This window comes from Streptomyces sp. NPDC097129 (genome assembly GCF_055668065.1).
Genome location: NZ_JBVOQE010000012.1, coordinates 21,867 through 36,721 on the forward strand (window position 1 = coordinate 21,867; position 14,855 = coordinate 36,721).

General features: G+C 70.1%; 13 protein-coding genes and 2 riboswitches. Of the genes, 8 read left to right on the forward strand and 5 right to left on the reverse strand.

Going from position 1 to position 14,855, the window contains the following annotated elements:
- Nucleotides 1-7 precede the first annotated feature (7 nt).
- The 5 genes from AC0B9F_RS29805 to gcvT form a co-directional block, all read right to left on the reverse strand.
- The gene (locus AC0B9F_RS29805; protein ID WP_472007776.1) at nt 8-562 is read right to left on the reverse strand and encodes a glycoside hydrolase family 25 protein; all 555 of its coding nucleotides are present in this window, start codon (nt 560-562) and stop codon (nt 8-10) included.
- An 86-nt stretch (nt 563-648) separates the two neighbouring features.
- Entirely contained in the window at nt 649-2,016 is a 1,368-nt protein-coding gene (locus tag AC0B9F_RS29810) for an L-serine ammonia-lyase (RefSeq protein WP_472007777.1), read from the reverse strand.
- Between the two features lie 91 nt (nt 2,017-2,107).
- Entirely contained in the window at nt 2,108-3,370 is a 1,263-nt protein-coding gene (locus AC0B9F_RS29815; protein WP_472007778.1) for a serine hydroxymethyltransferase, read from the reverse strand.
- Nucleotides 3,371-3,387: 17 nt separating this feature from the next.
- On the reverse strand, nt 3,388-3,765 hold the full coding sequence (gene gcvH / locus AC0B9F_RS29820) for a glycine cleavage system protein GcvH (RefSeq protein WP_472007779.1): 378 nt from the start codon (nt 3,763-3,765) through the stop codon (nt 3,388-3,390).
- Between the two features lie 109 nt (nt 3,766-3,874).
- The gene (gcvT, locus tag AC0B9F_RS29825) at nt 3,875-4,993 is read right to left on the reverse strand and encodes a glycine cleavage system aminomethyltransferase GcvT (RefSeq protein WP_472007780.1); all 1,119 of its coding nucleotides are present in this window, start codon (nt 4,991-4,993) and stop codon (nt 3,875-3,877) included.
- 39 nt (nt 4,994-5,032) lie between these two features.
- Nucleotides 5,033-5,141, reverse strand: a riboswitch (glycine riboswitch).
- A riboswitch (glycine riboswitch) is annotated at nt 5,142-5,236 on the reverse strand.
- A gap of 169 nt (nt 5,237-5,405) precedes the next feature.
- Here gcvT and AC0B9F_RS29830 point away from each other — a divergent pair.
- The 8 genes from AC0B9F_RS29830 to AC0B9F_RS29865 all read left to right on the forward strand — a co-directional run bounded on the left by AC0B9F_RS29830 (nt 5,406) and on the right by AC0B9F_RS29865 (nt 14,799).
- Nucleotides 5,406-6,071 carry an AAA family ATPase gene (locus tag AC0B9F_RS29830; RefSeq protein WP_472007782.1) on the forward strand — a complete coding sequence of 222 codons (666 nt, stop codon included), beginning with the start codon at nt 5,406-5,408 and terminating at the stop codon, nt 6,069-6,071.
- 183 nt (nt 6,072-6,254) lie between these two features.
- Nucleotides 6,255-7,049 carry an enhanced serine sensitivity protein SseB gene (locus AC0B9F_RS29835; protein WP_472007784.1) on the forward strand — a complete coding sequence of 265 codons (795 nt, stop codon included), beginning with the start codon at nt 6,255-6,257 and terminating at the stop codon, nt 7,047-7,049.
- A 109-nt stretch (nt 7,050-7,158) separates the two neighbouring features.
- The gene (locus AC0B9F_RS29840) at nt 7,159-7,959 is read left to right on the forward strand and encodes an enhanced serine sensitivity protein SseB C-terminal domain-containing protein (RefSeq protein WP_472007785.1); all 801 of its coding nucleotides are present in this window, start codon (nt 7,159-7,161) and stop codon (nt 7,957-7,959) included.
- Nucleotides 7,960-8,267: 308 nt separating this feature from the next.
- Nucleotides 8,268-9,275 (forward strand): ABC transporter permease, encoded by a 1,008-nt coding sequence (locus tag AC0B9F_RS29845; protein WP_472007786.1) that lies wholly within the window; start codon nt 8,268-8,270, stop codon nt 9,273-9,275.
- Between the two features lie 73 nt (nt 9,276-9,348).
- Complete coding sequence (locus AC0B9F_RS29850; RefSeq protein WP_472007787.1) at nt 9,349-11,139, forward strand: ABC transporter substrate-binding protein; 1,791 nt, start codon at nt 9,349-9,351, stop codon at nt 11,137-11,139.
- A gap of 110 nt (nt 11,140-11,249) precedes the next feature.
- Nucleotides 11,250-12,248 (forward strand): ABC transporter permease, encoded by a 999-nt coding sequence (locus tag AC0B9F_RS29855; RefSeq protein WP_472007789.1) that lies wholly within the window; start codon nt 11,250-11,252, stop codon nt 12,246-12,248.
- Nucleotides 12,245-13,342, forward strand: coding sequence for an ABC transporter ATP-binding protein (locus tag AC0B9F_RS29860; RefSeq protein WP_472007790.1), 1,098 nt, complete (start codon nt 12,245-12,247; stop codon nt 13,340-13,342). Before AC0B9F_RS29855 ends, AC0B9F_RS29860 begins: the two co-directional genes overlap by 4 nt.
- Nucleotides 13,339-14,799 (forward strand): ABC transporter ATP-binding protein, encoded by a 1,461-nt coding sequence (locus AC0B9F_RS29865; protein ID WP_472007792.1) that lies wholly within the window; start codon nt 13,339-13,341, stop codon nt 14,797-14,799. The genes AC0B9F_RS29860 and AC0B9F_RS29865 overlap by 4 nt, the downstream gene beginning before the upstream one ends.
- Nucleotides 14,800-14,855 lie beyond the last annotated feature (56 nt).

Below are 14,855 nucleotides of genomic sequence, written 5' to 3' on the forward strand. Positions count from 1 at the left end.
GGTCACCCTAGGGTGTGGCCCAGTCCCGCAGCGCGGCCGTGCTGGTGAAATCGGCCACGTCCTTGTCGTGCGGGTCGTCGGTGTACTGGTGGAAGCGCCACGCCGCCTTGATGCGTGGCTTGCCGGCGGTGACGTAGTCGGCGATCCAGAGGCCGTCGCCGGCGTAGGAGGTCGTGTCGACGTTCAACCAGAAATGACGGTTGCAGTAGAGCACGATCCGGTTGTGCGGGCGCATCTGCTTCAGCGTGCGGAAGAAACGGTCCTTCTCCGCGTTGCTCGCGTGGGTGCCCTCGCCCGTCGTCTCCCAGTCGACGGCCAGGATGTCGCCCGTGCGCTCCGGGGTCCTGCTCAGGAAGTACTCGGCCTGGGCGGTGAGGTTGCCCGGCCACAGGAAGTGGTAGAAGCCGACGACCAGGCCCGCGTCGCGGCCGTGCTTGGTCTGGGCGGCGAGTTTCGGGTTGACGTACGAACGGCCCTCCGTGGCCTTGATGAAGACGAAGGAGAGGCCGTCCGTGGCGTAGGCGGAGGACTGGTAGGCGCTCACGTCGATGCCGCGCAGCATGGGGGCTCCCGACAGGATGTGGGGGGACGGGAGGGGATGATGCCCCGGTTGCGCCCCCGCTCAACCACCTGACCGCAGGCGCCCGTTCAGCACTCGATGATGTTCACCGCGAGACCGCCGCGGGCCGTCTCCTTGTACTTCACGCTCATGTCCGCACCGGTCTCCTTCATGGTCTTGATGACCTTGTCCAGGGACACCTTGTGCGAGCCGTCGCCGCGCAGCGCCATCCGCGCCGCGGTGACCGCCTTGACCGCGGCCATGCCGTTGCGCTCGATGCACGGGATCTGCACCAGGCCGCCGACCGGGTCGCAGGTCAGGCCCAGGTTGTGCTCCATGCCGATCTCGGCGGCGTTCTCCACCTGCTCCGGCGATCCGCCCATGACCTCCGCGAGCGCGCCCGCCGCCATCGAGCAGGCCGAGCCGACCTCGCCCTGGCAGCCGACCTCGGCGCCGGAGATCGAGGCGTTCTCCTTGAAGAGCATGCCGATCGCGCCCGCGGCGAGCAGGAAGCGGACCACGCCGTCCTCGTCGGCGCCCGGCACGAAGTTGATGTAGTAGTGCAGCACCGCCGGGATGATCCCCGCCGCGCCGTTCGTCGGGGCGGTCACCACCCGGCCGCCGGCCGCGTTCTCCTCGTTCACGGCCATCGCGTAGAGCGTGATCCACTCCATCGCCAGGGCCTTCGCGTCGCCCTCGGAGCGCAGCTTGCGCGCGGTGGTCGCGGACCGGCGGCGCACCTTCAGGCCGCCCGGCAGGATGCCCTCGCGGGTCATGCCGCGCTCCACGCACTCCCGCATCACCCGCCAGATCTCCAGCAGCCCGGCGCGGATCTCGTCCTCCGTGCGCCAGGCCCGCTCGTTCTCCAGCATCAGCGAGGAGATCGACAGGCCCGTCTCCTTCGTCAGGCGCAGCAGCTCGTCGCCGGTGCGGAAGGAGTACTTCAGCACCGTGTCGTCCAGCTTGATGCGGTCCGCGCCGACCGCGTCCTCGTCGACGACGAACCCGCCGCCGACCGAGTAGTACGTCTTCGACAGCAGCTCTGTGCCGGCGGCATCGTACGCCCACAGGGTCATGCCGTTGGCGTGGTACGGCAGGGCCTTGCGGCGGTGCAGGACCAGGTCGTCGTCGAAGGAGAAGTCGATCTCGCGCTCGCCCAGCACGTTCAGACGGCCGGCCGACTTGATCGCCTCGATCCGCTCGTCGGCCGTCTCGACGTCCACCGTGCGCGGCGAGTCGCCCTCCAGGCCGAGCAGGACGGCCTTCGGGGTGCCGTGGCCGTGTCCGGTCGCGCCGAGGGAGCCGTACAGCTCACAGCGCACGGAGGCGACCTGGCCGAGCACGTCCTCGTTGCGCAGACGGCGGGCGAACAAGCCTGCCGCGCGCATCGGGCCCACCGTGTGGGAGCTGGACGGGCCGATGCCGATCGAGAACAGGTCGAAGACCGAGATGGCCACGGGCAGACTCCTCAAGACGGGGGTGGTGCGGGGGCGCGGGCACCGCGCACGCCGGTACTCCCAGTGTGCGCGGTGCCCCGCGGAGCGTGACTTACTTGTTCAGACCCGGGTAGAGCGGGTGCTTCTCCACCAGCGCCCGGACCCGGCCCTTCAGCGCCTCGACGTCGTAGGACGGCTTCAGCGTCTCGGCGATCACGTCCGCGACCTCGGCGAAGTCCTCGGCCGTGAAGCCGCGGGTCGCCAGCGCCGGCGTGCCGATGCGCAGACCCGAGGTGACCATCGGCGGGCGAGGGTCGTTCGGGACCGCGTTGCGGTTGACCGTGATGCCCACCTCGTGGAGGCGGTCCTCGGCCTGCCGGCCGTCCAGCTCGCTGTCGCGCAGGTCGACCAGGACCAGGTGCACGTCGGTGCCGCCGGTCAGGACGTTCACCCCGGCCTCACGGGCGTCCGGCGAGGTCAGCCGCTCGGCGAGGATGCGGGCGCCCTCCAGGGTACGACGCTGGCGCTCCTTGAAGTCCTCGGAGGCGGCCAGCTTGAAGGAGACCGCCTTGGCCGCGATCACGTGCTCCAGGGGGCCGCCCTGGAAGCCCGGGAAGACGGAGGAGTTCAGCTTCTTGGCGAAGTCCTGCTTGGCGAGGATGATGCCGCCGCGCGGGCCGCCGAGCGTCTTGTGCGTGGTGGAGGTCACGACGTCCGCGAACGGCACCGGGTTGGGGTGCAGCCCGGCCGCGACCAGCCCGGCGAAGTGCGCCATGTCGACCCACAGGTACGCCTCGACCTCGTCGGCGATCCGGCGGAAGGCGGCGAAGTCCAGCCGGCGCGGGTACGCCGACCAGCCGGCGATGATCACCTTGGGGCGGTGCTCCTTGGCGAGCCGCTCGACCTCGGCCATGTCGACCAGGCCGTCGTCGTCGACGTGGTAGGGGACGACGTCGAACTGCTTGCCGGAGAAGTTCAGCCGCATCCCGTGGGTGAGGTGGCCGCCGTGCGCCAGGTTCAGGCCCAGGATGGTGTCGCCGGGCTGCGCCAGCGCGAACAGCGCGGCCTGGTTGGCGGAGGCGCCCGAGTGGGGCTGCACGTTGGCGTACTCGGCGCCGAACAGCTCCTTGACCCGGTCGATGGCGATCTGCTCGGTGACGTCGACGTGCTCGCAGCCGCCGTAGTAGCGGCGGCCGGGGTAGCCCTCGGCGTACTTGTTGGTAAGCACCGAGCCCTGGGCCTCGAGGACCGCCACGGGGGCGAAGTTCTCCGAGGCGATCATCTCCAGGGTGGACTGCTGGCGGTCCAGCTCGGCGTCGACCGCGGCGGCCACGTCCGGGTCGAGCTCGTGCAGGGGCGTGTTCAGAAGAGACATGGGATTCCTGCGACCTCTCAGCCGGCGATGAAGGCGTCGTACTCGGCGGCGGAGAGCAGGTCGGCCGGCTCGTCGGTGACGCGCACCTTGAACAGCCAGCCACCCTCGAAGGGGGCCGAGTTCACCAGCGACGGGTCGTTGACGACGTCCTCGTTGACGTCGGTGATCTCACCGGTGACGGGGGAGTACAGCTCGGAGACGGACTTGGTCGACTCCAGCTCGCCGCAGGACTCGCCCGCGGTCACCGTGGCGCCGACCTCCGGAAGCTGGACGAACACGACGTCACCGAGCGCGTTGGCCGCGTGCTCCGTGATGCCGACCGTCGAGACGCCGTCCTCGGCGCCCGACAGCCACTCGTGCTCCTTGCTGTAGCGCAGCTGCTGGGGGTTGCTCATGGCCTGAATTCTCCTGTACGCGGGTCGGTGCTGATGAATGGGGGACTGCGAAGGCACGCGTGAGCAGGGGCGATGTGCCCCATGTCACGTCGAACGGCTTACGTCAGTGTCACTTCTGCCGCTTGTAGAACGGCAGCGCCACGACCGCGTACGGCTCGTGCGTGCCGCGGATGTCCACGCCGACGCCCGGCGTGCCCGGCGCCGCGTGCGCCGCGTCCACGTAGGCCATGGCGATCGGCTTGCCCAGCGTGGGGGAGGGGGCGCCCGAGGTCACCTCGCCGATGACCGTGCCGTCCGCGACGACCTGGAACCCGGCGCGCGGGACCCGGCGGCCCTCGGCGACCAGGCCGACCAGGACGCGCGGCGGGTCGGACTCGGCGCGCTGGGCGGCCGCGGCGAGCGCCTCGCGCCCGACGAAGTCGCCCTCCTTCTCGAACTTGACCACCCGGCCGAGCCCGGCGTCGAAGGGGGTCAGAGCGGCGGTCAGCTCGTGCCCGTACAGCGGCATGCCCGCCTCCAGGCGCAGCGTGTCCCGGCAGGACAGGCCGCACGGGACCAGGCCGACGCCCTCGCCGGCCTTGGTCAGCGCCTGCCACAGCTCGACGGCGTGCTCCGGCTTCACGAACAGCTCGAAGCCGTCCTCGCCGGTGTAGCCGGTGCGCGCGATCAGCGCGGGCACCCCGGCCACGGTGCCGGGCAGACCGGCGTAGTACTTCAGGCCGTCCAGGTCGGCGTCGGTGAGGCTCTTGAGGATGCCCGGCGACTCGGGGCCCTGCACGGCGAGCAGCGCGTACGCGTCGCGGTCGTCGCGCACCTCGGCGTCGAAGCCCGCGGCGCGCTCGGTGAGCGCGTCGAGGACGACCTGGGCGTTGGAGGCGTTGGCGACGACCATGTACTCGGTCTCGGCGAGGCGGTAGACGATCAGGTCGTCCAGGATGCCGCCGTCGGCCTGGCAGATCATGGTGTAGCGGGCGCGGCCGGTCCTGACCGCGCCGATGTTGCCGACCAGCGCGTAGTCGAGGAGGGCGGCGGCCTGCGGGCCGGTGACGGTGATCTCACCCATGTGCGAGAGGTCGAAAAGCCCGGCCTGGGTGCGCACGGCGTTGTGCTCGTCGCGCTCGGAGCCGTAGCGCAGCGGCATGTCCCAGCCGGCGAAGTCGGTCATCGTCGCACCCAGCGAGCGATGCACGGCATCGAGGGCGGTGTGACGGAGTTCGGTACTGCTCATCGGTCGGTCGTCTCCCAGGGGAAGGACAGGCGAGGAAGTTCCTCCCCATCTGTCATCGGAACCTGAGAGGTTCGCCATGACCGCGCTCGGTCCTGGCTTGCACCTTGGGTGGGACCGCCGACACGGGCGGCCCGCTTTTCAGATGTGCCTCGCCCGCGCGGTAACGGTGCCTGAGAGATTCAAGGGAGGGACTTGCTCCTTCGGCGCCCCAGCCAGGGCTGGGAACTCTCCCGCGCGGATTCAAACGGCCGGTATGCAGTTGGCGGCCTCATCATTGCACGCCGCGCCGGATCACGGCAGGCCGCATCTGTAACCGGGTTGTGGCGGTACGCACACGAAAACACGAGACAACCCGCATTACCTTCTCTTTACTTGCGTTGGGCAGGTCATCACCTGATCCCAGGGGAGGACGATGACGGTGGACAGGATCACGGCGTACGCGACGACCCCGGGCCTCACGCTGCCCTCGCAGCCGGCGGCGCCCGCCCTGGAGGCCCGGCCCGCTCCCGTCGTGCGGGACCTGCGCGAGCGGGCCGGCGGCGGCCCGCACGTCCTGCTCTTCGGCCCGCGCGACCTGGTCGTCGTCACCGGGCTGCCCGGCAGCGGCAAGTCCACGCTGATGCGCCGCGCGGTCCCCGGCCTCCGCGTCGACTCCCAGGACACCCGCGACCGCTATGACGCCCGTCTGCCCCGCCCGCTCCCCTACGCGCTCTACCGCCCGCTGGTCCGCCTCGCCCACTACGCCGCCCTGCGCCGCGCCCTGGCGAGCGGCGAGGGCGTCGTCGTGCACGACTGCGGGACACAGCCGTGGGTGCGCGGCTGGCTGGCCCGCGCGGCCCGCCGCCGCGGCGGCGCACTGCACCTGCTGATGCTCGACGTAGGCCCGGACACCGCCCTGACCGGCCAGCGCGACCGCGGCCGCGGCGTCTCCCGCTACGCCTTCCACCGCCACCGCCGCGCCACGAGCCGTCTGCTGGCCGCCGTCCAGCGGGGCGAGGTGCCGGCCGGCTGCGACTCGGCCACCCTCCTGGACCGCGACGCGGCGAACAGGCTGAGCAGGATCGCCTTCACGGGCTGAACGGCCCGGTGGCCGAGGGGGGGGGGGACGGCCCGGTGGCCGCGGGGGAGCGACGAATCCCTGAACGGCGGCTCCCGCCGAAGCGGCCCCTTCGGCCACCGCCGTCAGGTCGGCCGAAGGAGCCCGCATCCGCAGCGGTTAGCCTTTCAGCCACAGCAGCGGTTCGAAGCAGATGGTGGAGAGATGGACTTCCCTGCCGACCTTCCGGCGGACTTCCCGGCGCAGGCGCACCCCCATCCGCACAGCGGATGGCCCGGCAACGAGCTGGAGGAGGTGCTGTCGGCCTCCCTCGGCGTGCCGGGAGCCGGCGGCCGGATCGTGGAGGTCCTCGGCCGCAGCTTCCTGTGGATCCCCCTGCCCAACGGCGGCGGCCCGCACAGCGGCCCCCTCGACCTGCCCACCACCGAGATCGACGGCCAGGCCTACGTCCCCGTCTTCAGCTCCGAGGAGCAGATCCGCCGGGTCACCGGCCCCCACATGCCGTACACCGTCGCGCCCGCCGTGGAGTTCGCGCGCGGACTGCCCGCCCAGGTCGGCATCGCGGTGAACCCCGGGGGCGTGGTCGGCGCCCCGCTGCCGCCGGAGGCGGTGGCCGAGCTGTGCCGGGCCGGACGCACCCCGCTGGACGGCCCCGCGAGCGGCGGCCGGGTCCGTCTGTACGAGCCGGACTGGCAGCACGACCCGGTCGGCTTCCTCTCCGCCGCCTCCGCCGAGTTCGAGGCGACCGGCACCGTTCTGACGGCCCGTCGCTGCCTCGCCGTGATCGAGACGGCCGAGCCGGTGATGTTCGTCGGCGTCGAACTCTCCCAATGGGAGGGCGACCTGCGCAACGCCCCCCTGGACGCCCTGGGCCGCGCCCTCGGCACGACGCCGGCCCCCTGGCCGGTCAACCTCATCCTGCTGGACCTGGCGGGCGACGACCCGGTGGCGCTCTGGCTGAGGGAGAAGGTCCGGCCCTTCTACACGAGGGGCGGCTGACCCACCCCCAGGGTCTTTCCCGCGCACCGCTCTCCCCGGTCCTCCCCCCGCACCACTTAACCTGGTTTCATAGCTCGGTCGAGGGTGTTGTAGGAAAGGGCGATTCGAAGTGAGCGCGAGCGGCACCGCAGCGACCGGCCAGGTCGAGCACATGCTGCGCCAGGTGACGCCCGGGCGGTACGACGCCTACGAGGCGCTCCTGCGTGCGCTCGCCACCCCCGCCACCGGCCAGGTCTGGATGCTGCTGTGGCACGGCCAGGCCGGCTCCCCGGACGCCCAGTTCTGCACGATGGAGGTCGGCGGCCAGGGCTACGCCCCCTGCGTCACCTCCGCCCAGGAGCTGAGCGCCAGCGGCTGGAACCGCTCCTACGAGGTGGTCGACGGCCTGGAGGTGGCCCGTGCCCTCTACCCCGGCCACCACGGGCTGTGGCTCAACCCGCACGCCCCCGGCGGCGGCGTCGGCATCCCCTGGCTGGACCTGCGCCGCATCGCCACCGGCCTGGACCGCCAGCCCGCCGGGCCGCTGCGCCTGACGGAACCGGCCGTCGAGGTCCCGCAGTTCTACGCCCTGCTCGCGCAGAACGCGCACCGCACCCCGGCCCTGCGCGCCTTGCGCCGCGCCTGGGTGCAGCCGGCGCTCGGCGCGCCGTACCTCGCCATCGGCCTGGACGTCTACGAGACCTCGCCGGCCGCTGTCGACGCCGTACGCGCGATGATGCAGCAGTCCCTCGGCGCGGTGCCGGACGGGCTGCCGGTGTCGACCGTGGCGATGACCGACGACGACGACCCCATCGTGCTGTGGATGCGCGCCAACGCGCGTCCGTTCTACGACCGTGAGGCCCACGCGGCTGCCGCTCCCCAGGCGCCGGCGGCCGGCTACGGCTATCCGCCGGCCCCTGGACGGTACTGACACCCCGCGCACCAAACCCTCTTCTGCGCGCGTAGATCACGGCGAATGGTCCCGGTTCGCCCGAATCGCCCTCTCTGGTCCCCGTCCGGCCCGCGCCACCCGCTGTCCGGATAACGGAAGTCCCCAGACCGCATCACGTTTACGCATCCTTTCCTCACCAAGTCTGGCAACTGCTCGCCAATGCGTTGAAGACTCCCGCTCCAAGGGGCCCAGTCGCCCCTGTGTACGACTTCGTACGACGGACTGACCATGCCGCCACAGCGGCAAGTGCGGGCCGGCTACCGCCGGTTGAGAGGGGTCCCTGCCAGATGACGGCACCATTGCACGAGCCGACCGCGGAAGCGGCCCCGAGCGCGGCCGAGGAAGCGGCGGTTGCGACCACCGACGCCAAGGCCGTCCAGGGCCGGTCCCTGGGACGGATCGCCTGGGAGCGCCTGAAGCGGGACAAGCTCGCCCTGACGGGCGGCGCCGTCGTGCTGCTTCTCATCATCGTCGCCCTGCTCGCACCCGTGATCGCCAACGCGGTGGGACAGGACCCGGACGCCTATCACGAGAACCTGATCGACCCGCTGTTCGGCACCCCGAAGGGCTCGCTGGGCGGGCTGAGCGGGGAGCACTGGCTGGGCGTCGAACCCGTCAACGGCCGTGACATCTTCGCCCGTATCGTCTACGGCGCCCGGATCTCCCTGCTCGTCGGCTTCCTGTCCGCGATCGTCGCCGTCGTCCTCGGCACGGTCCTCGGCATCCTGGCCGGCTTCTTCGGCGGCTGGGTCGACTCGCTGGTCAGCCGGGTGATGGACGGTCTGCTGGCCTTCCCCCAGCTGCTGTTCACCATCGCGCTGGTCTCCGTCATGCCGAACAACATGCTGGGCCTGTCCGGTACCGGCGTACGCGTGTTCATGATGGTCGTGGTCATCGGCTTCTTCGGCTGGCCCTACATCGGACGCGTGGTGCGCGGCCAGACGCTCTCGCTGCGTGAGCGCGAGTACGTCGAGGCCGCCCGATCGCTGGGCGCCGGGCGGCTGTACATCCTCTTCAAGGAACTGCTGCCCAATCTCGTGGCGCCGATCATCGTCTACACGACGATGATGATCCCCACCAACATCCTCACCGAGGCGGCACTCAGCTTCCTGGGCGTGGGCGTCAAGCCGCCCACGGCCTCCTGGGGCCAGATGCTCTCGAGCGCGATCGACTACTACGACTCGGACCCCATGTACATGGTGGTCCCCGGCGTGGCGATCTTCATCACCGTTCTTGCCTTCAACCTCTTCGGCGACGGCGTGCGCGACGCGCTCGACCCCAAGGGCTCCCGCTGAAGTGCCGTACCCCAAGCGACCCGTGGCAGCACCTGGCACGGGGTCTCTCATCAAATCCGGAGGATCCGAGATCGTGACTACGCAACGCACCTCAGGGCGGCACAAGCGGGCCATGGCCGCCGCCTTCGTGGTCGCCGGGCTGCTGACCACGGCGGCGTGCGGCGGCGGCAGCGGCGACGGGGGCTCGAAGTCCGGTGCCGCCGGCTTCGACGCCGCCAACAACAAGGTCGCCCAGGCCTCGCTGGCCAAGAAGGGCGGCACGCTGAGGTTCGGCGCCGCGCAGGACGCCGACTCGTGGGACACCACGCGCGGCTACTACGGCTTCATGTGGGACTTCTCCCGCTACTACAGCCGCCAGCTCGTCACGAACAAGCCGGCCCCGGGCAAGGAAGGCGCCACCCTCACCCCGGACCTCGCCACCGGTATGGCCAAGGTCAGCGACGACGGCAAGACGTACACGTACACGCTGAGGGACGGGATCACCTGGGAGGACGGCAAGCCGATCACCTCCAAGGACCTCAAGTACGGCATCGAGCGCATCTGGGCGCAGGACGTCCTCTCCGGCGGCCCGACCTACCTGAAGGACGTGCTCGACCCCAAGAGCGAGTACAAGGGCCCCTACAAGGACACCTCCGCGGACAACCTGGGCCTGAAGGCGATCGACACCCCGGACGACAAGACCATCGTCTTCCACCTGCCGAAGGCCAACTCGGACTTCGAGGAGATGCTGGCCCTCACCTCCGCCTCCCCGGTCCGCCAGGACATGGACACCAAGTCCAAGTACGGTCTGAAGCCGTTCTCCTCGGGCCCGTACAAGTTCCAGTCGTACAACCCGGGCAAGGACCTCACCCTCGTCCGCAACACCAACTGGAAGCAGGCCTCGGACCCGGTCCGCAAGGCGTACCCGGACAAGATCACGGTCACGTTCTTCTCCAACGCCAACGAGCTGGACCAGCGCCTGATCAACGGCGACCTGGACCTCGACATCAACCAGACCGGCATGTCGCCGCAGGGCCGCCTGACGGCTCTGAAGCAGCACAAGGCCAACCTGGACAACCCGACGTCCGGTTACATCCGTTACGCGGTGTTCCCGCAGAGCGTGAAGCCGTTCGACAACATCCACTGCCGTATGGCCGTGATCTACGGCGCCGACCACGTCTCCCTGCAGACCGCGCGCGGCGGCCCCCTGGCCGGCGGTGACATCGGCACCAACATGCTCCCGCCGTCCGTCGCGGGTGGCGAGGGCCAGAAGTACGACCCGTACCAGCTCGCCGGCGCCAACAAGAACGGCAACGCCGCCAAGGCCAAGGAAGAGCTGAAGGCCTGCGGTCAGCCGAACGGCTTCAAGACCACCATCGCCGTGCGCAACAACAAGCCGGTCGAGGTGGCCACCGCCCAGTCCCTGCAGGCGTCGCTGAAGAAGGTCGGCATCAACGTCGACATCGACCAGTACGACGGCTCGCAGACCACCGGCATCATCGGCAGCCCCTCGAACGTGCAGAAGAAGGGCTACGGCATCATCATCATGGGCTGGGGTCCGGACTTCCCGTCCGTGCAGGGCTACGGTCTGCCGCTGTGGAACAGCAAGTACATCCAGCAGAGCGGTAACAACAACTACGCCCTGATCAAGGACAAGACGATCGACGGGCTGTTCGACAGTTACGTGAGCACGCTGGACGACGCCGGCAAGGCGAAGATCGCCACGGAGATCAACCACAAGGTGATGGAGGGCGCCTACTACCTGCCCTTCGTCTTCGAGAAGTTCATCAACTGGCGCAGCGACAACCTGGCGAACGTCTACACCACCGACGCCTACAGCGGTACGTACGACTTCGTCAACCTCGGTCTGAAGAACCCGAAGTAAACCCGGCACACCCGCCGTACGGCACGAAAGGCAGGTGAAGGCCGGCGCGGCGTGACCGCGGGCCCCCGGACGACCTCCGGGGCCCGCGGTCCCGCGGCGGGCCGTAAGCTGTGCTCGCTTACCTCATCAGGCGGCTGTTCGCCGCCGCAGTGATGCTCGTGGTCATCATCCTGGCCGTGTTCTGCATCTTCTTCCTGATCCCCAAGTGGGCGGGCGTCGACATCGCCCTGAGCTTCGTGGGCAAGCAGGCCGACCCGGCGGCCGTGGAGGGCGTGCGGGAGAAGCTCGGCCTCGGCGACCCGATCTACCTCCAGGTCTGGGACTTCTTCAAGGGCATCTTCGCCGGCCGCACCTACTCCGGCGGCGGTGACGTGATCCACTGCTCCGCGCCGTGCTTCGGCTACTCGTTCCGCAGCGAGCAGGCCATCTGGCCGGTGCTGACCGACCGTCTGCCGGTCACGCTGGAGCTCGCGCTCGGCGCGGCCGTGCTGTGGCTGGTCTTCGGTGTCGCGGCCGGTGTGCTCTCCGCCCTCAAGCGGGGCAGCGTGTGGGACCGCGGCGCGATGGTCGTCGCCCTGTCCGGTGTCTCCCTGCCGATCTACTTCACCGGCATGCTCAGCCTGGCGATCTTCGTGTTCGGGTTGCACTGGTTCGACGGCAAGTACGTGCCCATCGGGGACAGTTTCACCGGCTGGCTCGGCGGCATGATCCTCCCCTGGATCACCCTGGCCTTCCTCTATGCCGCCATGTACGCCCGCATCACCCGCGCCACCATGCTGGAGGTGCTGGGCGAGGACTACATCCGCACCGCCCGCGCCAAGGGCCTGGGCGAACCGGCCGTCATCGGCAAGCACGCCATGCGCTCCACGATGACGCCCATCCTGACCATGCTCGGCATGGACCTCGGCGCTCTCATCGGCGGCGCGATCCTCACCGAGTCCACGTTCAACCTGCCCGGCCTCGGGCGGGCCGTGCTCGACGCGATCCGCAATGTGGACCTGCCGATCATCCTCGGCGTCGTCCTGATCACTTCCCTCGCGGTGCTGATCGCCAACCTCGTGGTCGACGTCCTGTACGCCGTGATCGACCCCCGAGTGAGGCTCTCATGACCGAACTGAGCAAGACCGGGGCGGCCGTGGGCGAACCCACCCCCGCCTCGATGCCGCCGTCGGCCTTCCTCGAAGTGCGCGACCTGAAGGTGCACTTCCCCACCGACGACGGCCTGGTGAAGTCCGTCGACGGGCTCAGCTTCCAGCTGGAGAAGGGCAAGACCCTCGGCATCGTCGGCGAGTCGGGCTCCGGCAAGTCGGTGACCTCGCTCGGCATCATGGGCCTGCACACCGCCGGCCAGTACGGCAAGCGCAAGGCGCAGATCTCCGGCGAGATCTGGCTCGACGGCACCGAGCTGCTGTCCGCCGACCCCGACCACGTGCGCAAGCTGCGCGGCCGGCAGATGGCGATGATCTTCCAGGACCCGCTGTCCGCACTGCACCCGTACTTCACGATCGGTCAGCAGATCGTGGAGGCGTACCGCATCCACCACGACGTCGACAAGAAGACCGCCAAGAGGCGCGCGGTCGAGATGCTCGACCGGGTCGGCATCCCGCAGCCCGACAAGCGCGTCGACAGCTACCCGCACGAGTTCTCCGGCGGTATGCGCCAGCGCGCGATGATCGCGATGTCGCTGGTCAACAACCCCGAACTGCTCATCGCGGACGAGCCGACCACCGCCCTGGACGTGACCGTTCAGGCGCAGATCCTGGACCTGATCCGCGATCTGCAGACGGAGTTCGGCTCCGCGGTCGTCATCATCACCCACGACCTGGGCGTCGTCGCCGAACTGGCCGACGACATCCTGGTGATGTACGGCGGCCGCTGCGTCGAGCGCGGACCCGCCGAGAAGGTGTTCTACGAGCCCCGCCACCCCTACACCTGGGGCCTGCTCGGCTCGATGCCGCGCCTGGACCGCGAGCAGCAGGAGCGCCTGATCCCGGTCAAGGGCTCCCCGCCCTCCCTCATCAACATCCCGTCCGGCTGCGCCTTCAACCCGCGCTGCCCGTACGCCGACGTCCCCAAGGACAACGTCACCCGCACGGTCCGCCCCGAGCTGGCCGAGGTCGGCAGCCGGCACTGGGCCGCCTGCCACATGAGCGCGGAGCAGCGGGAGCGTATCTGGACCGAAGAGATTGCGCCGAAGCTGTGAGCGAGAACTCCAAGGACACGGACGTGACCCTGCCCGGGCAGAGCGACGGCGCCGAGCCGGAGGCCGCCGGTGCGGCCACCACCCTCACCAAGGACGCCGCGCACGGTGACGTCCTGCTGAAGGTGACCGGGCTGCAGAAGCACTTCCCGATCAAGAAGGGCCTGTTGCAGCGGCAGGTCGGCGCGGTCCACGCGGTCGACGGCATCGACTTCGAGGTGCGCCGCGGCGAAACCCTCGGCGTCGTCGGCGAGTCGGGCTGCGGCAAGTCGACCATGGGCCGGCTGATCACCCGGCTGCTCGAACCGACGGGCGGCACGGTCGAGTTCGAGGGCAAGGACATCACGCACCTCGGGGTGGCGGGCATGCGCCCGATGCGCCGCGACGTGCAGATGATCTTCCAGGACCCGTACTCGTCGCTGAACCCGCGTCACACCATCGGCACCATCGTCGGCGCCCCCTTCAAGCTCCAGGGCGTCACGCCCGAGGGCGGCATCAAGAAGGAGGTCCAGCGGCTGCTGTCGGTGGTCGGGCTCAACCCCGAGCACTACAACCGCTACCCGCACGAGTTCTCCGGCGGTCAGCGCCAGCGCATCGGCATCGCCCGCGCGCTCGCGCTCAGCCCCAAGCTCGTGGTGGCCGACGAACCGGTCTCCGCGCTGGACGTGTCGATCCAGGCGCAGGTGGTGAACCTGCTGGACGACCTCCAGGAGGAGCTGGGCCTGACGTACGTGATCATCGCGCACGACCTGTCGGTGGTCCGGCACGTCTCGGACCGGATCGCGGTCATGTACCTCGGCAAGATCGTGGAGCTGGCCGACCGCGAACAGCTGTACCGGTCGCCGATGCACCCGTACACCAAGGCCCTGATGTCGGCAGTGCCGATCCCGGACCCGCGGCGCAGGAACGCCAAGAGCGAGCGGATCCTGCTCAAGGGTGACGTGCCCTCGCCGATCTCGCCGCCGAGCGGCTGCCGCTTCCACACGCGGTGCTGGAAGGCGACGCAGATCTGCGCGACGACCGAGCCGCCGCTGGCCGAGCTGCGGCCGGGCCAGCGGGTCGCCTGTCACCACCCGGAGAACTTCGAGGACCAGCAGCCGCAGGACACGGTCCTGCTGACCATCGCCAAGGAGGCGGCGGAGCTGGTGGCCGACGAGGTCCTCGCGGAGTCGGCGGAGACGTCGGCGGCGGTGGCGGCGGAGGTGGCCGCGGCGAGCGGCGGGACGTCGGCGGAGGTCACGGCGGGGGAGGTCACGGCGGGGGAGGGGCCGGCGGAGGCCGAGCCGGAGGGCGTTTCGGACTCCGGCTCCGACTCCGCGCCCGAGGCCGGGTCGGAGACCGCGCCCGAGGCAACCCCCGGCGACGCCGAGGCGTCGGAGGCCCCTGCGGCCCCTGCGGCCGAGGAGCCCGAAGCCCCGGCCGTCGGCGAGCGGGGGGCCACCGGGAAGTCGGACAAGTAGTCGCACAGGGGGCGTGGGCCTGGCTTTGCCAGGTGCACGCCCCCTGAGACGTCAGA